16 protein-coding genes are annotated in these 22,476 nt (G+C 59.3%); 5 read left to right on the forward strand and 11 right to left on the reverse strand.

Annotated elements, in window-relative coordinates; genetic code table 11:
• Positions 1-113 precede the first annotated feature (113 nt).
• Together JFU11_RS17205 and hutC are read right to left on the reverse strand one after the other, a co-directional pair.
• Positions 114-683: a HutD family protein gene (locus tag JFU11_RS17205; protein ID WP_123721609.1), complete on the reverse strand. Its 570-nt coding sequence runs from the start codon at positions 681-683 to the stop codon at positions 114-116.
• 10 nt (positions 684-693) lie between these two features.
• The gene (gene hutC / locus JFU11_RS17210) at positions 694-1,362 is read right to left on the reverse strand and encodes a histidine utilization repressor (RefSeq protein WP_201061667.1); all 669 of its coding nucleotides are present in this window, start codon (positions 1,360-1,362) and stop codon (positions 694-696) included.
• Positions 1,363-1,562: 200 nt separating this feature from the next.
• Here hutC and JFU11_RS17215 point away from each other — a divergent pair, with 200 nt between their 5' ends.
• Positions 1,563-2,927, forward strand: coding sequence for a formimidoylglutamate deiminase (locus tag JFU11_RS17215; RefSeq protein WP_123721611.1), 1,365 nt, complete (start codon positions 1,563-1,565; stop codon positions 2,925-2,927).
• 123 nt (positions 2,928-3,050) lie between these two features.
• Here JFU11_RS17215 and JFU11_RS17220 read toward each other — a convergent pair whose 3' ends face one another.
• Together JFU11_RS17220 and JFU11_RS17225 are read right to left on the reverse strand one after the other, a co-directional pair.
• A complete protein-coding gene (locus JFU11_RS17220) occupies positions 3,051-3,620 on the reverse strand; it encodes a lipocalin family protein (RefSeq protein WP_201061480.1) in 570 nt (189 codons plus the stop codon).
• A gap of 33 nt (positions 3,621-3,653) precedes the next feature.
• Positions 3,654-3,908, reverse strand: a complete 255-nt coding sequence (locus tag JFU11_RS17225) for a hypothetical protein (RefSeq protein WP_007907841.1) — start codon at positions 3,906-3,908, stop codon at positions 3,654-3,656.
• 281 nt (positions 3,909-4,189) lie between these two features.
• Here JFU11_RS17225 and JFU11_RS17230 point away from each other — a divergent pair, with 281 nt between their 5' ends.
• Positions 4,190-6,082 carry a methyl-accepting chemotaxis protein gene (locus tag JFU11_RS17230; RefSeq protein WP_201061482.1) on the forward strand — a complete coding sequence of 631 codons (1,893 nt, stop codon included), beginning with the start codon at positions 4,190-4,192 and terminating at the stop codon, positions 6,080-6,082.
• Between the two features lie 133 nt (positions 6,083-6,215).
• Here JFU11_RS17230 and JFU11_RS17235 read toward each other — a convergent pair whose 3' ends face one another.
• The 5 genes from JFU11_RS17235 to JFU11_RS17255 all read right to left on the reverse strand — a co-directional run bounded on the left by JFU11_RS17235 (position 6,216) and on the right by JFU11_RS17255 (position 15,659).
• Positions 6,216-6,818, reverse strand: a complete 603-nt coding sequence (locus JFU11_RS17235; protein WP_201061483.1) for a DUF924 family protein — start codon at positions 6,816-6,818, stop codon at positions 6,216-6,218.
• Between the two features lie 3 nt (positions 6,819-6,821).
• Positions 6,822-7,832 carry a class 1 fructose-bisphosphatase gene (locus JFU11_RS17240; protein WP_123721615.1) on the reverse strand — a complete coding sequence of 337 codons (1,011 nt, stop codon included), beginning with the start codon at positions 7,830-7,832 and terminating at the stop codon, positions 6,822-6,824.
• A 238-nt stretch (positions 7,833-8,070) separates the two neighbouring features.
• Positions 8,071-9,438 carry a DUF3999 domain-containing protein gene (locus tag JFU11_RS17245; RefSeq protein WP_201061485.1) on the reverse strand — a complete coding sequence of 456 codons (1,368 nt, stop codon included), beginning with the start codon at positions 9,436-9,438 and terminating at the stop codon, positions 8,071-8,073.
• Positions 9,435-13,022: a DUF2339 domain-containing protein gene (locus tag JFU11_RS17250; RefSeq protein WP_201061487.1), complete on the reverse strand. Its 3,588-nt coding sequence runs from the start codon at positions 13,020-13,022 to the stop codon at positions 9,435-9,437. Before JFU11_RS17250 ends, JFU11_RS17245 begins: the two co-directional genes overlap by 4 nt.
• A gap of 186 nt (positions 13,023-13,208) precedes the next feature.
• Positions 13,209-15,659, reverse strand: a complete 2,451-nt coding sequence (locus tag JFU11_RS17255) for a glycogen/starch/alpha-glucan phosphorylase (protein WP_201061489.1) — start codon at positions 15,657-15,659, stop codon at positions 13,209-13,211.
• 256 nt (positions 15,660-15,915) lie between these two features.
• Here JFU11_RS17255 and JFU11_RS17260 point away from each other — a divergent pair, with 256 nt between their 5' ends.
• Positions 15,916-16,353 carry a YkgJ family cysteine cluster protein gene (locus JFU11_RS17260; protein ID WP_123721619.1) on the forward strand — a complete coding sequence of 146 codons (438 nt, stop codon included), beginning with the start codon at positions 15,916-15,918 and terminating at the stop codon, positions 16,351-16,353.
• A gap of 213 nt (positions 16,354-16,566) precedes the next feature.
• Here JFU11_RS17260 and typA read toward each other — a convergent pair whose 3' ends face one another.
• Both typA and thiI read right to left on the reverse strand, forming a co-directional pair.
• Positions 16,567-18,387 carry a translational GTPase TypA gene (typA, locus tag JFU11_RS17265; protein ID WP_038978565.1) on the reverse strand — a complete coding sequence of 607 codons (1,821 nt, stop codon included), beginning with the start codon at positions 18,385-18,387 and terminating at the stop codon, positions 16,567-16,569.
• A gap of 139 nt (positions 18,388-18,526) precedes the next feature.
• Entirely contained in the window at positions 18,527-19,981 is a 1,455-nt protein-coding gene (gene thiI, locus JFU11_RS17270) for a tRNA uracil 4-sulfurtransferase ThiI (protein WP_008005335.1), read from the reverse strand.
• A gap of 330 nt (positions 19,982-20,311) precedes the next feature.
• On the opposite strand from thiI, the gene glnA reads away from it, so the two are divergent.
• Positions 20,312-21,718, forward strand: a complete 1,407-nt coding sequence (gene glnA, locus JFU11_RS17275; RefSeq protein WP_007907861.1) for a glutamate--ammonia ligase — start codon at positions 20,312-20,314, stop codon at positions 21,716-21,718.
• Positions 21,719-21,852: 134 nt separating this feature from the next.
• The gene (locus JFU11_RS17280; RefSeq protein ID WP_201061491.1) at positions 21,853-22,401 is read left to right on the forward strand and encodes a chorismate mutase; all 549 of its coding nucleotides are present in this window, start codon (positions 21,853-21,855) and stop codon (positions 22,399-22,401) included.
• Positions 22,402-22,476 lie beyond the last annotated feature (75 nt).

Here is a 22,476-nt window from a genome sequence, read left to right on the forward strand (position 1 = left end):
AAAGATCGCAGCCTTCGGCAGCTCCTACAGATTCAATGTCCATCCACAATATTTGCGGCGAACATGATCAATGTAGGAGCTGCCGAAGGCTGCGATCTTTTAAGGATTTTGGATCAGCGTGCGATCAACTCGATCACACAGCACTGCCCCTTGATAGAGATATCCAGCAGGCCAACGTTACCGTCCAGTTGCAGACAATCATGGCGTCCTAGCTGAGAGGCGTTGTTACCCACCGTCACTTCAAGCTGTTCAACCACACTGAACACCAGCACGGTGCCGGCCGAACTGAAAAACCGCTGCTCGCCCTCCAGCCACTGCAATCGCGCGTGGTAACGGTCCGGCGCATAAATCAGGTTGAAATCGCGAATCGGTCCGCCGAGCAATGTGCAGGACACATGACTCTCGCCACTGAAAGCAAACGGGTCCAGCGGTAACAACGACCGCGTGTCCTGACCGTCGACGCGCAAGGTCATGCCCTCGCCTTGCAGCACGGTGATCACCCGCTCATAACCGGCAAAGGTGGAAAACCCGCCCGACTCACCGATATCGGCAATCGACAGGCGCCAGCCAAAACCATCAAGGCCCACACCGGTATCGCGGGTGATTTCTTCGGTACTGCCACCGCCGTTTTTCCACGGCATGCGCGGGTAATCTGCCGCGCGTAACACTTTCAACTGGCTCATTTATGGCTCTTTATTTATGGAACCGTCCTTCCAGACGATGACGGGAACCGGGGTGGATCAAACGGGCGGCGGTCACGGGCTGACGGCCGGACCAGGTGCGGCGACGAATCAGCAGGCAAGGTTCGCCCTTCTCAATCTGCAGCAACTTGCATTCGGACGGCTCGGCGAGAATCGCTTCGACCACGTGCTCGCCTTCGGTCAACGGCGCGACCTGATTCAGATAGGCGTAGGGCGTTTGCAGGGTGAAGTCTTGCTTGAGGTAGTCCGGTGCCACCAGCGCGTTGACGAAACGATCTTCGATTTGCACCGGAATATCGTTTTCGAAATGCACGATCAGCGAGTGGAAAACCCTCTGGCCTTCGCGCATGTCCAGGGCCAGAGCCCGCTCGGAACCTGCGGCCTCTTCTTCGAGGGTGATCACCTTGCAAGTGTGACGATGGCCACGGGAGGCGATCTCATCGGCGATGTTGTGCACTTCAAACAGCGCTGACTGACTTTTCGGCTCGGCGACGAACGTACCGACACCCTGCATGCGCACCAGTAAGCCGTCAGCGGTCATCTCGCGCAGTGCGCGGTTGATGGTCATGCGGCTGAAACCCAGCTGGCTGACCAACTCGCTTTCCGACGGAACGCGGTAGTGCGGCGGCCAGTTTCCACTGTCGATTTGCTGGGTGATCATCTGTTTGACGCGGGCGTACAAGGGCGCCGGACTGTCGCCCAGATTGGCGCTCAGATTGGCATTCGGCGGCAATGTGGCAGACGGAGTTGGCACGGTTAATCCTTGTTCATTTGTTGAGGGCTACTAGCTTGCCGGAGTTTACCGAGCAGGCAAACGTCTGTATATGTATATACAAATAACACACGATGGGGTGCTGAACCATGTCCGCCTTCTTTGCCGAACGCGCGCTGCTGCCTAGTGGATGGGCCAACAATGTACGTCTTGAGGTCAGCGCCGATGGCGTACTGACCCATATCCAGGCCGATTCTCATGCAGATGACGCCGAACGGCTGAGCGGTCCGCTACTGCCGGGAATGCCGAACTTGCACTCTCACGCCTTCCAGCGGGCCATGGCCGGGTTGGCGGAAGTGGCGGGTAATCCGAATGACAGTTTCTGGACCTGGCGCGATTTGATGTACCGGCTCGTCGGAAAAATCAGCCCGGACCAACTCGGCGTCATCGCCCGTCAGCTGTACATCGAAATGCTCAAGGCCGGTTACACCTCGGTCGCGGAATTTCATTACGTACACCACGACACAAGCGGCCAACCGTACGCAGACCCAGCCGAACTGGCGCTGCGCATCAGTCAGGCCGCCAGCTCTGCCGGTATCGGTTTGACCCTGCTGCCGGTGCTCTACAGCCACTCCGGTTTCGGCGGCCAGACCCCGAACGAAGGTCAGCGCCGCTTTATCAACAGCACTGAAAACTACCTGAAACTTCAGTCGCGCTTGCAGCCGATCCTGGCACAGCAACCGGCGCAGGCCCTGGGTTTGTGTTTCCACTCGTTGCGCGCGGTCACCCCGCAGCAGATCAGTGAAGTGCTGGCAGCCAGCGACAAGCAGTGCCCGGTACACATTCACATTGCCGAACAGCAGAAGGAAGTCGATGACTGCCTGAGCTGGAGCGGTCGCCGTCCGCTGCAATGGCTGTACGAAAACACTGAAGTCGATCAGCGCTGGTGCCTGGTCCACGCAACTCACGCCAACCCGGAAGAAGTCACGCTCATGGCCAAGAGCCGCGCCATCGCCGGCCTGTGCCTGACCACCGAAGCTAACCTCGGCGACGGGATTTTTCCGGCGGTGGATTTCCTGGCACAGGGCGGGCGCATGGGCATCGGTTCTGACAGTCACGTGTCGTTAAGCGTGGTGGAAGAATTGCGCTGGCTGGAATACGGCCAACGTCTGCGTGATCAGCGGCGTAATCGTTTGTATGGCGCGGATCAGCCGATGGTCGGCCGCACACTGTACGACGCCGCGCTGGATGGCGGCGCCCAGGCGCTGGGGCAGCCGATTGGCGCCCTGGAAGTCGGCAAGCGTGCGGATTGGTTAGTGCTCGATGGCAACGATCCGTACCTGGCGACGGCCAGTGGCGACGGGATTCTCAATCGTTGGCTGTTTGCCGGCGGTGATCGCCAGGTACGGGATGTGCTGGTCAACGGCCAGTGGGTTGTGCGTGACGGGCGGCATGCCGGGGAAGAAGAGAGTAATCGGGCGTTTACCCAGGTTCTGCGCGAACTGCTCGGTTAACCGAAAAAGCAAAAGATCGCAGCCTTCGGCAGCTCCTACCTTGGTCCGGTTGGCCGCAATAATGCGGATCAACACGGACTCTGTAGGAGCTGCCGCAGGCTGCGATCTTTTTCGGCCGCGCCGCTAGTTCGAAGTCTTGGCCATCTTGGTATCCGACGTGCGCCAGATCAGTCGCGTCGTGTCATAACCCTGCTGACGCGCCTTGCTCAGCAGTTCTTCTCGCACTACACCATTGACCGCCGGGGTGCGTGACAACAGCCAGAGGTGACGGCGGCTCGGGTCGCCGACAATCGCGGTCTTGTAATCATCGCTGACGTACAACACCCAGTACTCTCCCTTCGCCACACCAGGTATCAGTCGCGAGAACCAGGTATCGAACTCGACCCACAGCTTGTCGGCCTTGCCGGGCACCTGTGGATAAGCCGTGCCTTTGGCCTCTTCCCATTGCCAGTCCGACGTCAGACAGCGGTTCAGCACCGCCATGTCACCTTCAGGCTTGAGGCTGTAATGGGCTTCGGATTGCGCGCAGTTGCGCTGGAAATACACCGGCAGACGCGCCAGTTCGTACCAGGTTCCCTGGTAGCGCTTGAGGTTGACCGTGTTGACGGTCTTGGGTGCCAACGGATCTACGCCAGAAGTGGCGCAGCCGGCCAATACCAGGCCGGCAAAAAGTACGATCAGTAACCGCTTCATTATTTTTTTCTCCCGCGGGCGCATAGCCCCGGTTTACTTCAGGCCTTGGCCAGAAAACATCAGCACTTTGTCACCGGCATACTGCACGCTGATAAAGCTGTTTTTGTCGCCCCAGGTGCAACTGGACATGCCGAGCGCGCCCGAGCAATCGGTCGGTTTGCCCAGCAAGGTTTCAACCTCGGCCTTGGGCATGCCGGTCGACAGCTTCGAGTAATTTTCCTGATTGATCTTGCCGCACGCTGCCAACAACACGCAGAACGAGAGCAAGGCGATAGAACGCAGCGACATGGTGTAACTCCTGGGGCGAAGGGAATGGCATGGCTGCCAAGCTGAAGCTTAGAAGAGAAAACCTCTCTCTGGTTCCCTGAGCATTCGGCTATTTGTTTGGCCACCCGTCAGCCTTTTGTCGATAAATCAGCCACTTTTTCACGCCGCTGAGTATTTCGTCGGTTTTCGCTGAAGCCGCCTAATCTTTGGCGCTGGCCAGTCGACATAGAAGCAGCGCAAAGCCTTCCACTGTGGCAAATTGACACCCCTTGTTGACCAGCCCCTTCGCGGTAGCTCATTTAATGACCAGAAACATGAAGTTCAGCCACAAAATACTGTTGGCAGCCGCTCTTGTGGTGGCCGTTGCATTCGCCTGCTTCATCCTGTTCAACGATTACCGCCAGCGGCAGACCCTACGCAGCAGTACCGAGTCCTCGATGCAGGAACTCGGCAGCCTGACCACCAGCAATATCCAGACCTGGCTGGAAAGCCGCATCCAGTTGCTGCAATCGCTGTCCCAGCAGATCGCCGTGGACGGCAGCGCCCAAGCCAACCTCAAGCGCGCCATCGACCTGCCGGCCTATACCAGCAACTTCCAGCTGAGCTACTTCGGCGGCACCGATGGCGTGATGTTCTCGGTCCCGGCCGGCAACCGCGCCGCAGACTACGACCCGCGCGCGCGTGGCTGGTACAAGGCGGCCAACAATGCGCAACAGACCATTGTCACTGAACCCTACATTGCGGCATCGTCGGGAAAACTGGTGATTACCGTTGCCACGCCAGTGAAGCATCAGAATCAAATGATTGGCGTCGCCGGCGCAGACATTGATCTGTCCAGCGTCAGCGCGATCATCAACTTGCTGAATTTCGGCGGTCATGGCCATGCATTTATTGTCAGCGCCGACGGCAAGATCCTGATCCACCCGGACAGCAAACTGGTGCTCAAGAACCTGGCCGACGCCTATCCCAACGGCGCGCCGAAAATCAGCCCGGGCCTGAAGGAAGTCGAGCTGGACGGCAAAACCCAGTTCATCTCCTTCACTCACGTCAATGGTGTGCCGTCTGCCGACTGGTACGTGGCGCTGGTGCTGGATAAAGACACCGCGTTCTCGATGCTCAGCGAATTCCGCACCTCGGCAATCATTGCCATGGTCATCGCCGTGGTGATCATCATCGCACTGCTGAGCATGTTGATCCGCGTGCTGATGCAACCGCTGCTGACCATGGGCCGCGCCATGCATGACATCGCCGAGGGCGAAGGTGACCTGACCAAGCGTCTGACCATTCACGGCCAGGATGAATTCGGCGCACTGGGCACCTCCTTCAACCGTTTCGTGGAACGTATTCATACCTCGATCCGCGAAGTGTCCTCGGCTACCGGCCAGGTCAACGAAGTCGCCTTGCGAGTCGTCGCGGCCTCCAACTCGTCGATGTTCAACTCCGATCAGCAAGCCTCACGCACCAGCAGCGTGGCTGCAGCAATCAACGAACTGGGCGCCGCCGCCCAGGAGATCGCCCAGAACGCCGCCCTCGCCTCGCAGCATTCGAGCGACGCCCGCGCCTTGGCCGAAGACGGTCAGCAAGTGGTGGATAAAACCATTGCTGCCATGCAGCAGCTGTCGGCAAAAATCAGCGATTCGTGCGGCAACATCGAAACCCTGAACAGCAACACGGTAAACATCGGCCAGATTCTGGAAGTGATCACCAGCATCTCGCAGCAAACCAACCTGCTGGCGCTCAACGCGGCCATCGAAGCAGCCCGTGCCGGTGAAGCCGGCCGTGGTTTTGCCGTGGTCGCGGATGAGGTGCGCAACCTCGCCCACCGCACTCAGGATTCGGCGCAGCAAGTGCAGAAGATGATCGAAGAACTGCAAGTCGGCGCCCGGGAAGCGGTCAGCACCATGACCGACAGCCAGCGCCAGAGCGAAAGCAGCGTCGGCATCGCCAACCAGGCGGGCGAACGCCTGGGCAGCGTGACGCAGCGCATCGGTGAGATCGACGGGATGAACCAGTCCGTGGCGACCGCGACCGAGGAGCAAACCGCTGTGGTGGAGTCGATAAACGTCGACATCACCGAGATCAACACGCTGAACCAGGAAGGTGTGGAGAACTTGCAGTCGACGTTGCGTGCGTGTGCTGACCTTGAGCAGCAGGCGGCGCGGTTGAAGCAGCTGGTTGGAAGTTTCAGGATCTAAGGCGCTTTCACCAGCCTCATCGCGTGCAAGCCCGCTCCCACAATAATCCTCGGTGGACACAAATTTTGTGTACGACAGAGATCACTGTGGGAGCGGGCTTGCCCGCGATGGCGTCATCAGCGACAACGAAAAACTAGAAGCGGGATCCAGGCCCTGAAAGAAACTCAATTTCTTCAGCCGTAGATTCGCGCCCCAACACCGCATTGCGATGGGGAAACCGCTCAAACCGCGCAATGATCTTCTGATGCCGCTCGGCATAATCCAGGTTGTCAGCAAACACCGCCCGATCCGCCTCCGGTTGCTGTTCAACCAGATCAAGAAACCGCGAAACCGCTTCGTTCTGTACTGCCAGATTTTCGCAGTGCTCGAACACCAGATAGATAAACACCCGCTGGATCGGTCGCAGTTGCCGATCGAAATCCGCAGCAATGCCTTGCGCTACCAGTGCCTGAGCCCTGAGGTCGCCTGAAAAGGATTTGGGGGTATCGCGAAAGATCATTCGCGGAAGTTGATCGAGTAGCAGCACCAGGGCCAGCCAACCTTCAGGGTGTTGCACCCATTCGGTCAATCCGCCGGCCAGTGCCTGCTCGACCTGGTCCCCGAAACGCTCGCGCGCTTCGAGGTCCTGGCTGTCGCGCTTGCCGAACCATAACTTGCCCTTGTCAGCCGATATCTCGTTGGGTGATTCGAAAGATCCGAACCACCATTCGAGCAACGGCTGCCAGGGCGCGGTCATGGTTTATTCCTTGTGGTAAGCCGTGACGCGGGCAACTTCTTCTTTCGAACCGAGGAACACCGCAACACGCTGGTGCAGGCCTTCCGGCTGGATGTCGAGGATGCGCTGATGGCCGTCAGTGGATGCGCCACCCGCTTGTTCAACCAGGAACGACATCGGATTGGCTTCGTACATCAGGCGCAGTTTGCCCGGCTTCGACGGCTCGCGGCTGTCGCGTGGGTACATAAACAGACCGCCGCGGGTCAGGATGCGGTGCACGTCAGCCACCATCGCGGCGACCCAACGCATGTTGTAGTTCTTTTTCAGCGGGCCTTCTTCGCCTGCCAGTAATTCGCCCACGTAGCGCTGTACCGGAGCTTCCCAGTGACGCTGGTTGGATGCGTTGATGGCGAATTCCTGGGTGGTTTCAGGAATGGTGATGTCTTCATGGGTCAGGACGAAGCTGCCCATTTCACGGTCCAGGGTGAAGCCTTTCACGCCGTCGCCCAGGGTCAGCACCAGCATGGTCTGCGGGCCGTAGATGGCATAACCGGCGGCTACCTGCTCGGTGCCTGGCTGCAGGAAAGCCTTTTCGTTCAGAGGTTCGTTCTGGCTCAGGTATTCGTTCGGGCAACGCAGCACCGAGAAGATAGTACCGACCGGTGCGTTGATATCGATGTTCGACGAACCGTCCAGTGGGTCGAATACCAGCAGGTAGGCGCCTTTCGGGTATTTGCCCGGGATCTGGTAGGCATTGTCCATTTCTTCGGACGCCATGCCGGCCAGGTGACCGCCCCACTCGTTGGCTTCAAGCAGGATCTCGTTGGACAGCACGTCGAGTTTCTTCTGCACTTCGCCCTGGACGTTTTCAGTGCCCATGCTGCCCAGGACACCACCCAGGGCGCCTTTGGACACGGCGTGGCTGATTTCCTTGCAGGCACGCGCCACCACTTCGATCAGGAAGCGCAGATCGGCAGGAGTGTTGTTGCTACGGGTCTGCTCAATCAAATAGCGACTCAAGGTAACGCGGGACATGGAAGGCTCCGGTGGAATGGGGGGGCTAAAAACCCGCGCAGTTTAGCGCGAGTCGGGGCGCATTTCCTCCTATCAGACGTGATACACCCAATAGAGTTCATGTGCGGGGTTGAGCGTAGTTCGAAATGGGCATTTTTACCGACCGATAAATCGCTATCGCGAGCAGGCTCGCTCCCACACTGATCGCAATCCTCTGCGGGAGCGAGCCTGCTCGCGATTGGGTGCAAAGCACCCGCTTTCAGGATTTGATGGGGGGCTTGCGCAGCAAGCTGAAGGCCATGCCCCCCAAAACCAGCACACTGAGCAACAGCACCGCCCACAACCCGAATTTCTTCCAGTTTGTGTCCGCCACCGTTGGCACGGTCGCCGCAGGAGTCACCACAACCCCACCCTCCACCGTCGCCTTGCCCAACGCCGCCAGCTTCGCAGCGCTGTAATCCGGAATCAGCGTCGACAATGGCAAGCTCGCCGCCTTCACCGTCGCACTCCCCAGCGCCAGCGTATAAGGCCCGGCCCCGCGCGCCAGGAACACCAGTTGCGTGGAGCGCACGGCAAATCGGACGGTCGGCGCTTCGGCGCCCAGGCCACCGCCGCGCTCATCCACCGTCAGCTTCAATTGCTGCACGGTCTGGCCCGGCAGCTGCAATTCGTTCTGCACCACGTCCTGGCCGTTCTGGGTCAAGCGGTAGAGCAAACCGCTGGTCAACGTTTGCCACGGCAGGCTGGTTTCCCGGCGCCCCGACAACGTCACCGGTGCCAGGCTATTGGGTTGATTCAGCTCGATCTGCAAACGCTGGACGTTCAATCCCATCGGCAATTGCCAGATGTACTCACCGGCTTTCACGCTGGTGCCAGCCAACGGTTGCGACCAGACCAACGGCAGCGGCAAGGTGCGAGGGTTAGTGCTTTCCAGTTGCGCCGACGTCAGCACTGGCGCCGATTGAGGTGAACTCCACAGCAAGCGCAGGTAGCGCGCCGATTGCCCCGGTAGGCCGACTTCATGCTGCTCGACCCGTTCGTCAGCAAACGTCAGACGCGCCACTTGCCCTTCGCCCCACGACTGCCAATGCTGCAAATCGTCGCTGGCTTCAATGCTGAAACGCTGGAAACCATCGCGATCGCTGGTCCAGTCAAGGATCAATTGCTGTAACGGCGCCTTGATTCGACTGGCATCGAGTAACCAGCCGCGCAGCTCTTCTTCGCCCGCCTCCAGCTGGCTGGACGGTTGCACTTCGATCAACGTGCCGTTGGTGTTCGATTGCACGCGCACACTCGGCGCGCGTTCGGTGGCATCCGCCGAGTTGTACAACGGGAACCACTTCACGTCGTTCAGCGTGCGGTTTTCACGGGTCTGCGCGGGTTCTCGGGCCAAAGCATAAGCCTGAGGCTCACCGGCGGCATTGAACACGCGTAGATCGCTGAGATCGGTTTGCCGCGCTTTCAGTTGCACACCCAAGGGTAATTCCAGGCGATACCACGGGCCTTCGCCACTCACCGACAACGGCACCTGCGTGGCAAAGTCCGCCGGTTTTTCCTGCGCGCCGGCCGACAGCGTTACACCCAGCACCACAGCCCCCCACCAGCCCAGGTTCAGATTCTGACTCAAGACGACACTCCTTCGGTTTCAGGGGCCGGTTTTTCAACATCCGGCATAGCTTCGGCACGTTTGGGCGGCAATGGAGCGAAATAGCCCACCACCAACAGCAACACGCCAACGCCGATAAACGACACGATCCGCGCGAGCCCGCCGCGGTTACTCAATTCAACGAAGAACAGCTTGGCGACCACCAGCGCGATCAGTGCCGCGCCGATCAGCCAGACTTCGCGGCGATGACGCAGATGCCCACCGATCATCAGACTCAGGGCCATCAGGGTCCAGATGATGGACAGGCCGGCCTGCACCAACATCGACCCAAGCAGCAGATCCAGCGCGTACGGCACACCACCCCAATGGTGAGCCGCGCGCATCACCAGTGCGGTGAAGAAGACGAACAGCGAAACACCGGCAATCACTTGCGTGGCGTTATCGGCGTAATCCTTGCGAATCGCCATTTGCGCCACGGCGCTGCGAGACCAGACGTAAACGCCGAACAAAGCAAACAACAGGCCCAACTCCAGCGGGTTAATCAGCGGCACATACGGCAGTGGTTCGGCGGTACCGTCACTGGCGATGTTCGCCAACCAGAACCAGCCGAGCATCAACAAGGCTAACGGCGCAGCGGCATAGACCCGGTACTCGCGGGGATACTCCGATACCGGCCATGGCCATGCACGCGGTGCAGCCATCAGCACCAGATACAGGCTCGGCAGAATCGCCCAGCCCAACCAGCGCCAGGCGTTGTACTGCTCCGACAACAGCAGCAGACCGTAACGCAGCTCCAGGGCCAGCACTCCGATCAACAGCCAGCAGCCGAGCACATGGGCGGTGCTCAGGGCTGTTGCGGGCAGCGTCGGCGCCAGACGCCGCAGCGAGATGAAATGCACGACGAACACCGCAGTCCAAACCAGCCAGCCGAAGTTGGCGGCCGGGTGATAACGCGAATGCCAGGCTGCGAGCAGCACCAGACCTGCTGCGAGAATCAGCAAGGTGCAGAGCAAGCCCAGCGACGACCACTTCAGGCGCAGTGCCAATACCGTCCACAGCGCGACACTCACGGCGGCGACGACCAACAACAAGGTGGCTTGCAGATTCAAAGGCGCAAAGCGCAGCACTTCGCTGACCCACGCCAGCGCCCACCAACCCGCGCCCCACACCAGCAACACTTCGGACAAGCGTTGCAGGCTCAACCCATCGAAGGCCGAAGCATGGTTGCCGAGCTGCAGACGCCAGGCCCCGACGAATGCGGCCAGCCCCAGCACCAGCGGTGTCCAGAAACCGCTATGCGCCAGCGGTCGCAACCCTTCGCTGAGCAGCGGGCCAAGTAGATCCGGCCCGGCGAACAGGAACGCAGCGCCACCGATCACCTGCAACAGCAGACCAAAGACAAAACTCACGCGCTGCTTCAGGTACAGGCTCAGCCAGATGATGAACAAACCACTGGCGGCCCACACCGCGCTCGCGGTTTGCCACGGCAACACGAACAACACGGCGAGGTTGATCAGCACCAGACCGGCCAGCAACACCACTGACAAGCCGCGCAGCAAACGCACATCACTGCGCACCATTTCGTCGCGGGCCGCCAGCAACATCCCGGCGATCAACGCCAGCCCGATCAGGGACGCGCTGAGCAAGCCGCTCCAACCGGCGCTGAACACTGCGGAAGACTCACCGCCCGACCCTTGTAGCCGCAACAGGAACAACGCACCGCCGAGCAGTTGCACGGCGAACGCGGTGAACAGGAACGTCCTCGATTGCAGGCGCAGGCCGACGAACAGCGTCGCCAACCCGGCCAGCGCCCAACTGATCGCCGTGCCATGAGTGAAGAAGAACAGCGGTGCCAGCAGATAAAGGAACGTCAGCCCCAGACAGGCCAATACCGGCAGTGCTTGGCGCTCCCACTTTGAGGCCTGTTCGGGCAACGATTTGCGCAATTGGTAGAAGCTGAACAGTAGCGACACGCCGAGCATCAACGCTCCCAATGGGGCGCCATCGAGCAGGCTGCTCTCGCCGATCCGCAGTTCACTGAGAAACGCCAGTGCCGAGCCCAGTTGCAGCAGCAAGGCAAAGGCTCGCGCCAGCGGTCGCTGTTGGCGCAGGCCGAGCCAGAAAATCCCCGCACCTTCCACTGCCCAGGCGGCTGCGGTCCAACGCGCGTCGAGCCCCAAAGGAATCGCCAGGCTGGCGAAGATCACCCCGAGCGCCAGACAGGTTTCCGCCAACAACAATGCTCGACCGCCCATCAGCAACCGGGCCAGCCCCATGTAAATCATGCCCAGCGCCAAGGCGCTGAAGGCCGCGGCAAATTCCAGATGCTCCACCAGCGCGAACTGCAAACCGAAACCCACCAGCGGTGGCGCGAACAACATGGTGCCGTCGACGTAATCACCCTTGCGCGCGGACCAGTGCAGCAGTGCCTCGCGGCTGTCGTCCTCGGGTGCATCGCTCATTTCCAGCAGCTTGCGCCGGGCGAACAACAGGCCGATGGCCAGGTACATCAGGAAAAACAGGATCAGGAATGGCTCGGTGCTCCACAGCAATTCCGGTGTATAGGAACGCAGCCCCCACGCCAACCCGATGCCGAAGGTGCCGACAAAACCGATCAGGTTGAGCAACCGCCAGGCCTTGAACCACGCGATGGCGAGGATGCCGGCATTGAGCAAGGCGAAGTAGCTGAACAGCGCGACATGGTTGCCGGCGCCGGTGGAGGTCAGGATCGGCGCCGCGAAACCACCCAGGGCGGCTGCGGCGGCCAAGCCCAAGGCGTTTTGGGTAATGGCAAGAATCGCCGAGAACACTGTTACTACCACCAGCAAGCCCAGCGCCGCCGTGGGGTCGAGCAATGGATGCAGACGCATCGCGGCAAATACTGTCAGGTACAACACCGCAATCCCGGTGCCTTGCAGCATCAGCGCGTAATTGCTGTTGCGCAGGCGCAACCACCAGCCCAGCGCGAGCAAGCCCAAGGCCGACGCCGCGACACCGGCGTAACGCAACTCGACCGGCACCACCATGCCTTCGGTGGCGTAGCGCAACAGGAAGGCCAGACCGAGGAACAACAGCACCACGCCGACCCGCAGCACGGTATTGCCGCCGAACAACCAGTTGCGCGCGCCACTGATAGCCCGATCGATGAAGTTCGGGCCGCGCGGCTCAGCCGGTTGCTGTGGTTCGCGGGTGACCGGCTCGGGTTTCCAGAGATCATCGGGCAGCGGACGACTGGCTTCGGTGGCGGCCGCCGTGATGGGTTCGAGTTCGGGCGGCAACTCCCAGATCAGCTCCGGGGCTGCGACAGGGGTTTGCTCAAGAATGATTTCAGGGGATGGAACCGGTTCGCTGACCGCAGGTTCACTGGCTTCAGGTGTTTTGACGCCCGACACTTCCAGCAATGCCAGTCGCTGCTCGACCGCATTCAGCGCAACCTGCGACTGATCGAGCAAGCGCCGCTGCTCGGCGGTTTGAGTACTCAAGCGGCCGATGCGGATTCCCTGGCCGATACCCAGCCCGAGCAAAGCGCCCAACAGCGCATCGCTGAACGACTCGTCAAATAACCAGCCCAGCAGCAGCCCAATCAGCATGAACATCCATTGCATGGTCGATATCCCTAAGCGCATTGGCCAATCCAGGAAGATTAGCGCAGCCCGTACAGCAAAGATCGCAGCCTTCGGCAGCTCCTACAACGACCGCGCTCACCACAATGTTAGGTGAACGCTGACCGTAGGAGCTGCCGAAGGCTGCGATCTTTTCCGGCGCGCCAGTATATCGAGCCGGTCGAAGACTTACTCCAACGCCTTCCAGATATCCGTGGCGTACTCGCGAATGGTCCGGTCGGACGAGAACCAGCCCATCCGTGCGCTGCTCAATACCGCCGAGCGCCACCACTCTTTGGAGTCGCGCCAATGAGCCTCGACGCGCATCTGAGCGTGCCAGTAGGAGTCGAAATCGGCGCAGACCAGGAAGCGGTCGTAGTCCACCAGCGAATCGATCAGTGTGGTGTAGCGGGACGGATCGTCCGGTGAGAACACTCCGCCGCGAATCGCTTGCAGCACGTCGTTGAGTCGATGGGAGGCGGCAATGTCCGGTGCCGCGCTGAATTCATGGTTGAACTTGCGCGCCTCCACTTGCTCGGCGCTCAGGCCGAAGATGAACATGTGTTCGACACCAATGCGCTCGCTCATCTCCACGTTGGCCCCATCCATGGTGCCAATGGTCAGCGCGCCGTTGAGGCCGAACTTCATGTTGCTGGTGCCCGATGCTTCGAAGCCTGCAGTGGAAATCTGCTCCGACAAGTCCGCCGCCGGAATGATGCTTTCGGCCAGGCTGACGTTGTAGTTAGGCAAGAACACCACTTTGAGCAAACCACGCACGGTCGGGTCATTGTTGACCACCCGAGCGATGTCGTTGGTCAGTTTGATGATCAACTTGGCCTGGTGATAACTGGCCGCCGCCTTGCCGGCGAAGATTTTCACCCGCGGCACCCAGTCGATTTCCGGTTCGGCACGAATCGCCTGATACAGCGCGACGGTGTGCAGCAGGTTGAGCAACTGACGTTTGTATTCGTGGATCCGCTTGACCTGCACGTCGAACATCGCCGCCGGGTTGATCGCGATCCCCAACCGTTCATGAATCAGGTACGCCAGGGCTTTTTTACTGTGCAGCCGCTGCTCGGCGAACTGTTTACGGAATGCAGACTTCTCGGCAAACGGTTCCAGCCCTATCAGGCTTTCTTCGGGGTTATCCAGCATATCCGGGCCGAGGGCGTCGACCATCATCGAGGTCAACTCGGGGTTGGCCTGATAGAGCCAGCGGCGGAAGGTAATGCCATTGGTCTTGTTGTTGATCCGCTCCGGATAGAGTTTATGCAACTCGGAAAACACTGTGCTGCGCATCAGCTGCGTATGCAGGCCGGAAACGCCGTTGACGCTATGAGAACCAAGGAATGCCAGGTTACCCATGCGCACGCGTCGACCGTTGTCTTCCTCGATCAACGACACCGCACGCAACACATCGAAATCGTGAACGCCCTTGGCCCGCAATGAGTCGATGTGCTGGGCGTTGATCAAATAAATGATCTGCATGTGCCGTGGCAGCATCCGCTCCATCAAACCGACCGGCCAGGTTTCCAGCGCTTCCGGTAACAATGTGTGGTTGGTGTACGACAGCGTGTCGACGGTGACCTGCCACGCCGCATCCCACGCCACGTCATAAACGTCGACCAACTGACGCATCAACTCGGCCACGGCGATCGAGGGGTGAGTGTCGTTGAGTTGAATGGCCGCGTGATCGCCCAGGGTCAGTACCGAAGTGTGCATGTTGCGATGGCGGCGCAACAAATCCTGCAGGGATGCAGCGACGAAGAAGTACTCCTGGCGCAGGCGCAGTTCCTGGCCGGCATCGGTGCTGTCCGCCGGGTAGAGCACGCGGGAGATACTTTCGGCCCGGGCCACTTCGGCTACCGCGCCCAAGTGGTCGCCAGCGTTAAAGCGCTCCAGGTGCAAATCTTCCATGGCCCGGGCACGCCACAGTCGCAGCGTGTTGACACTCGCGCCGCGCCAACCGACCACCGGGGTGTCATAGGCAATGGCCCGCACGGTTTCCGCCGGGGACCAGACTTGCCTGGATTTGCCGTTTTCATCGGTCACGGTTTCGACACTGCCGCCGAAGCCGATCGGGTAGGCGACCTCCGGCCGTTCGAACTCCCACGGGTTACCGAAATCCAGCCAGTGTTCGGTCTGCTCCTGCTGCCAGCCGTCGACGATGGCCTGGCGGAACAAACCGTGTTCGTAACGAATGCCATAACCATGGCCGGCGATGCCCAGGGTCGACATGCTTTCCATGAAGCACGCCGCCAGACGCCCAAGGCCTCCATTACCCAGCGCCGCATCGGGTTCCAGCAGGCGGATGCGTTCGATGTCGACGCCAAGTTCGGTCATGGCTTCGCGGGCCACATCGAGCAGGCCGAGATTGCTCAAGCTGTCGTAGAGCAAGCGGCCGATAAGGAATTCAAGGGAGAGGTAATAGACCCGTTTCTGGCCTTTGCGGTAGATCTGCCGGGTGTGGTCCATCCAGTGCTCGACCATGTGATCGCGCGCCGCCAGGGCGATGGCTTCGAACCAGTCGTGGTCGAAGGCGTGATCCGGGTCTTTGCCCACCGCGTAGGTAAGCTTGGTCAAGACGGCGTCGCGGAATGCGGCCACCTCTGCTTCGCGAACAAGTGGTTCTTGAGTCATCGATAAGACCTCGAGCGAGCGTGAAGTTGTCTGAGCCTAGTCGGTCTGACAGACCATTGAGACTCTGGTTCGGCAGTTTTCCCTGTTAGTGCGAGATAGATCGACATTACGTTGTCGCGTGCCAGAAACAATGCAGGGGCCGTGCCGGACACAGGGATTATTTTGCGCCAAGCGAAAAAATCTGGCGAAAGGTTGTTCAAAAATCCACCAGTCCCGGTATGATCGCGCGCCCTGATGCACACGCTGGTAACAACCGATGATGAAGTCCAACCTGATCGCCGCCGCGGAGATCGATCGCCTCGATACCTGGGCCAAGTACTCTGCCCCGATGTGCGGTTCCTGCGTGTCCAGCTGCTGCACCTTGCCGGTCGAGGTCAAGATCAAGGATCTGATCCGTATCGGCATCGTCGACGAATTCGAGCGTGGCGATCCGCCGAAGAACATCGCCAAGCGTTTGCAGAAGGAAGGGATCGTCGAGCGCTATAACCAGAAGTCCGAGATCTTCACCCTTCAGCGCATGAGCAACAACGATTGCCTGTACCTGGATCGTAAGAGCCGTCTGTGCACCATTTATGATAAGCGCCCGGACACCTGCCGCAACCACCCGAAGATCGGACCGCGGCCGGGGTATTGCGCGTACAAGCCTAAAGAAGTGGTGCGCGAGAACAATCCGCGGACGCTGGATAAGTTCTGATCCAGAATCCCGCTGTCTGACGGGCCTCATCGCGGGCAAGCCCGCTCCCACAGGGTTCGGCGCCGAACACAGATTATGTAAACACCACAAATCACTGTGGGAGCGGGCTTGCCCGCGATGGGGCCGAACTGACACCGCACAAACCCCAGACAAAAAAACGCCCCCGACCTTGCGGTCGGGGGCGTTTTTTTTAAGCGCTAACTAAGTCGAAACTCAGTTACCAGCTTTCTTGGCAGCGCGGGTACGCTCGCTTTCGCCCAGGATCTTCTTACGAAGACGGATGGACTTAGGAGTGACTTCGCACAATTCGTCTTCTTGAACGAATTCCAGAGCCTGCTCCAGGGTGAAGCGGATAGGCGGAACCAGAGCGATGGTTTCGTCTTTACCCGAAGCACGCATGTTGTCGAGCTTCTTGCCTTTGGTTGGGTTGACGCCCAGGTCGTTGTCGCGGCTGTTGATGCCGACGATTTGACCTTCGTACACGTCTTCACCGTGACCCAGGAACAGTTTGCCGCGAGCTTGCAGGGTTTCCAGCGAGTAAGTCAGAGCCTTACCGGTAGCAACCGAAACCAGCACGCCGTTCTGACGGCCGGACATGTCGCCGGACTTCATCACGTCGTAACGGTCGAAGATCGAGGTCAGGATGCCTGCACCGGAGGTCAGGGTCAGGAACTCGTTACGGAAACCGATCAAGCCACGAGCCGGGATGTTGTACTCAAGGCGCACACGGCCCTTGCCATCCGGAACCATGTTGGTCAGGTCGCCTTTACGGATACCGATCTGTTCCATGATCGAACCTTGCGATTCTTCTGGCAGGTCGATGGTCACGTTTTCGTACGGTTCGTGCTTGACGCCGTCAACCATGCGGATGATCACTTCCGGACGACCAACACCCATTTCGAAGCCTTCGCGACGCATGGTTTCGATCAGTACCGAGAGGTGCAGCTCACCACGGCCGGAGACTTTGAACTTGTCGGCGGTGTCGCCTTCTTCAACGCGCAGAGCAACGTTGTAGAGCAGTTCTTTGTCCAGACGTTCCTTGATGTTACGGCTGGTGACGAACTTGCCTTCTTTACCGCAGAAAGGCGAGTCGTTTACCTGGAAGGTCATGGAAACGGTTGGTTCGTCAACGGTCAGCGGCTTCATCGCTTCGACGTTCAGTGGGTCGCACAGAGTGTCGGAGATGAACAGCTGGTCGAAGCCGCTGATGCAGACGATGTCGCCGGCAGCTGCTTCTTCAACGTCGATACGGTGCAGGCCGTGGTGACCCATCAGCTTCAGGATACGACCGTTACGCTTCTTGCCGTCGGCGTCGATAGCGACAACCGGAGTGTTCGGCTTGATGCGACCACGAGCGATACGGCCAACGCCGATAACACCCAGGAAGCTGTTGTAGTCCAGAGCGGAGATTTGCATCTGGAACGGACCGTCACGGTCGACTTTCGGCGCAGGTACGTTGTCGACGATCGACTGGTACAGCGGGGTCATGTCTTCAGCCATGTCGGTGTGTTCCAGACCGGCAATGCCGTTCAGGGCCGAGGCGTAGACGACTTTGAAGTCCAGCTGTTCTTCGGTAGCACCGAGGTTGTCGAACAGGTCGAAGATCTGGTCCAGAACCCAGTCCGGACGCGCGCCTGGACGGTCAACCTTGTTGATGACCACGATTGGACGCAGGCCGGCTTCGAAAGCCTTCTTGGTCACGAAACGGGTTTGCGGCATAGGGCCGTCTTGAGCGTCAACCAGCAGCAGAACGGAGTCAACCATCGACATTACGCGTTCAACTTCGCCGCCGAAGTCGGCGTGGCCCGGGGTGTCCACGATGTTGATGTGGAAGCCGTTCCAGTTGATGGCGGTGTTTTTCGCCAGAATGGTAATACCGCGCTCTTTCTCCTGGTCGTTGGAGTCCATCACGCGCTCGTCGTTGAGCTCGTTGCGCTCCAGGGTGCCGGATTGACGCAAGAGTTTGTCTACCAGGGTGGTTTTACCATGGTCAACGTGAGCAATGATGGCGATGTTGCGTAGATTTTCGATCACTTGTGTATCTCGATCAGAGGATTCGGTGTGCTGACAGGTCGTGGCAGCGATTAACTTTAGAGTCCGTCAAAGCCGTTACAGCTTGACGGCGGCGTCGGGGGGCCGGTGACGCAGGCCACAGGCAAACAGCCCCGGGCACTTAGCTCGGTCGATAAACGCGCACATTGGCATGCCCCTCACTGAGCAAATGGTGGGCATGCAGGCGACTCATCACGCCTTTGTCGCAATACAACAGGTACTGGCGAGTAGGGTCCAGTTCCTTGAAACGAGCGTTCAATGCATAAAACGGCATCGTCTGCACCTCAATGCCAGCAAGTTCCAGCGGCTCGTCTTCAGCGGCATCCGGGTGACGGATGTCGATGATGATCTGGCCCGCCAGTGCTTCGCTGACTTCTTCGATCTGCAAATCCTGGCCCAATTCGTCGATCACGCGATCGATCGGCACCAGTTTGGCGTTCTCGAGCGCACGCTCGAGTACTGCCATGTCGAATTCTTTCTCTTCATGCTCCACGCGCGGACGCTTGGCGTGGGTCTTTGGGTTCACCGAGATGACCCCGCAGTATTCCGGCATGTGCTTGGCGAAATCGGCAGTACCGATTTCGTTGGCCAGATCGATGATGTCCTGCTTGTGACTGGCGATCAGCGGTCGCAAGACCAGCTTGTCAGTCACGCAGTCGATCACGGACAGGTTCGGCAACGTCTGGCTCGACACCTGGGAAATCGCTTCGCCGGTGACCAGCGCTTCGATCTCCAGCCGATCGGCAATACGGGAAGCAGCGCGCAACATCATACGCTTCAAAACTACACCCATATGACTGTTATCGACTTTCCCGAGAATTTCTCCCAGTACTTCCTCGAACGGCACACTGACAAATAACACGCGTTGGGAGCTGCCGTACTTCTTCCAGATGAAGTGCGCGACTTCCATGACGCCCAGTTCGTGGGCACGTCCGCCCAGATTGAAGAAGCAGAAATGGCTCATCAGCCCGCGGCGCATGATCTGGTAGGCGGCGACGGTGGAATCGAAGCCACCGGACATCAATACAAGCGTCTGTTCCAGGGCACCCAGCGGATAACCGCCGATGCTGTTGTGCTGGCTGTGGATCACGAACAACCGTTTGTCGCGAATTTCGATGCGAACTTCGATTTCCGGCTCTTTGAGCGAGATTCCAGCGGCGCCGCACTGACGACGCAGTTGGCTGCCGACATATTTCTCGACGTCCATGGAGCTGAATTCGTGCTTGCCGGCACGCTTGCAGCGCACCGAAAAGATCTTCCCGGCCAGGGCGTCACCGAAATGCTGCTTGCACTTGGCGACGATGTCGTCGAAGTCGCCCAACGGGTATTCATCGACCTGCAGGAAATGCGCGATGCCCGGCATGCAGCTCAGGCGCTCGGTCATCTCCTTCAGGGCTTTCGGCTCGCTGACGCGGGTTTCCAGCTCGAGATTGTCCCACACACCGTTCACCACCACAGCCGGGTCCAGATCGCGGAGCACGGTACGGATGTTTTTGGCCAACTGGCGGATGAAACGCATCCGTACCGGGCGGCTCTTGATGGTGATCTCGGGGAAGACTTTTACGATTAGTTTCATGAAAACAGCGCGCGCTGGGCCAGCCGAAAAAGGGGGGCGCGGATTATAGCGGAAATTGCTCAAGGTTTAACCAGTTAATGTGCAGAAGGTTTTGCGCGCACCAAAACAGGTCATTTATGGAATTCGACGCTACATTACAGGGCGAGGTTTGGCGCTTTTCGAGGCTTTGCACCTTTATAAGCGTGATATTGGGGCAAAAAACCCATGGTGGGGCACTGGCATGCAATTTGCTCCCTTGTGAGGCAGGTTGCCTTGGCAGAGTATTCGCGCCGGCATCACCCACATTCTAAGGGCATCCACTACTAAGCCCGAAGCCACCCGGAGGACACTATGTCGAAGTCGGTTCAACTCATCAAAGATCATGACGTCAAGTGGATTGATCTGCGCTTCACGGACACCAAAGGCACTCAGCACCACGTGACCATGCCGGCTCGCGATGGGCTGGATGAAGCTTTCTTCGAAGAAGGCAAAATGTTCGACGGTTCCTCCATCGCTGGCTGGAAAGGCATCGAAGCTTCCGACATGATCCTGATGCCGGACGACAGCACTGCCGTTCTCGACCCGTTCACCGAAGAGCCGACCCTGATCCTGGTTTGCGACGTGATCGAGCCTTCGACCATGCAAGGCTACGACCGTGACCCACGTGCGATCGCCAAGCGTGCCGAGGAATACCTGAAGTCGACCGGTATCGGCGACACCGTATTCGTGGGTCCAGAGCCTGAATTCTTCATCTTCGACGAAGTGAAGTTCAAGTCCGACATCTCCGGCTCGATGTTCAAAATCTTCTCCGAACAAGGTTCGTGGATGTCCGACCAGGACGTGGAAGGCGGCAACAAAGGCCACCGTCCAGGCGTCAAAGGCGGCTACTTCCCTGTTCCGCCGTTCGACCACGACCACGAAATCCGTACCTCCATGTGCAACGCCATGGAAGAAATGGGCCTGGTCATCGAAGTTCACCACCACGAAGTGGCGACTGCCGGTCAGAACGAAATCGGCGTGAAGTTCAACACCCTGGTTGCCAAGGCTGACGAAGTTCAAACCCTGAAGTACTGCGTACACAACGTTGCTGACGCATACGGCCGCACCGCGACCTTCATGCCTAAGCCTCTGTACGGCGACAACGGTTCGGGTATGCACGTTCACCTGTCCATCGCCAAAGATGGCAAGAACACCTTCGCTGGCGAAGGCTATGCCGGCCTGTCCGATACCGCTCTGTACTTCATCGGCGGCATCATCAAGCACGGTAAGGCTCTGAACGGCTTCACCAACCCGTCGACCAACTCCTACAAGCGTCTGGTCCCAGGTTTCGAAGCTCCAGTGATGCTGGCTTACTCGGCTCGCAACCGTTCGGCTTCGATCCGTATTCCTTACGTGTCCAGCCCTCGCGCTCGCCGTATCGAAGCTCGCTTCCCGGATCCAGCAGCTAACCCGTACCTGGGCTTCGCTGCACTGTTGATGGCTGGCCTGGACGGCATCCAGAACAAGATCCACCCTGGCGACGCAGCTGACAAAAACCTGTACGACCTGCCGCCTGAAGAGGCGAAAGAGATCCCACAAGTTTGCGGCAGCCTGAAGGAAGCCCTGGAAGAGCTGGACAAAGGTCGTGCGTTCCTGACCAAAGGCGGCGTTTTCAGCGACGACTTCATCGACGCTTACATCGCCCTGAAAAGCGAAGAAGAAATCAAGGTTCGTACCTTCGTACACCCACTGGAATATGAGCTGTACTACAGCTGCTGATCCGGTAGCGCCGCGCTACGCGGCGTGACAAAAGAGAGGCCTCCTTCGGGAGGCCTTTTTTATGGGCGACCGTCTGTCATCGGATGCCCGGTTGCGTGCATCATGGCCTTCATCCGACAAAGCCGAGATGCCCAATGCGCCTACGCCCATGCCTTGCCCTGCTCACCACCCTGCTGGCCAATAGCGCTTTTGCCAGCCCGGCACCTGCCGCCCTCGCCCCGCTGCTTGGCACCATCGAGGAGCGCCTGGCGATTGCCGATCAGGTCGCGCTGAGCAAATGGGACAGCGGTAAACCAGTCGAAGACCGGCAGCGCGAGCGCGAAGTCATTGCCGGCGCCGTCGCCCTGGCACCTGCCTATAAATTGAGCAACGAAGCCGTCGAACAGTTCTTCTCGGCGCAGATCGAGGCCAACAAACTGGTGCAATACGCGCACCTGTCTGACTGGCATGCGCAAGGCAAGGCGCCCAACGATCCCCGCCCCGATCTCGTCGGGCAGATCCGCCCACAACTTGATCAGTTACAAAAACGCCTGCTGCAACAACTGGCCGATTTCAGCCCTTATCGCAACGACCCGCAGTGCCCCTCCTGGCTGGCCAAGGCCAATAAAACCGGCACCCACGCGCCATTGCGTAAGCTTGCCCAGATACGCGCCACCGCTGAGTTGTGCAGCGCCAGCCGCTGAGCCGGTCTGCCGGCGTGCGCTGAAGTGCTCTATGCTGTCGCCATGAACGGAACAGGGCCGGACACTTGCCCAACG

This window comes from Pseudomonas sp. TH37 (assembly GCF_016650735.1).
In the GTDB taxonomy this organism is placed as follows: Bacteria; Pseudomonadota; Gammaproteobacteria; order Pseudomonadales; family Pseudomonadaceae; genus Aquipseudomonas; species Aquipseudomonas farris.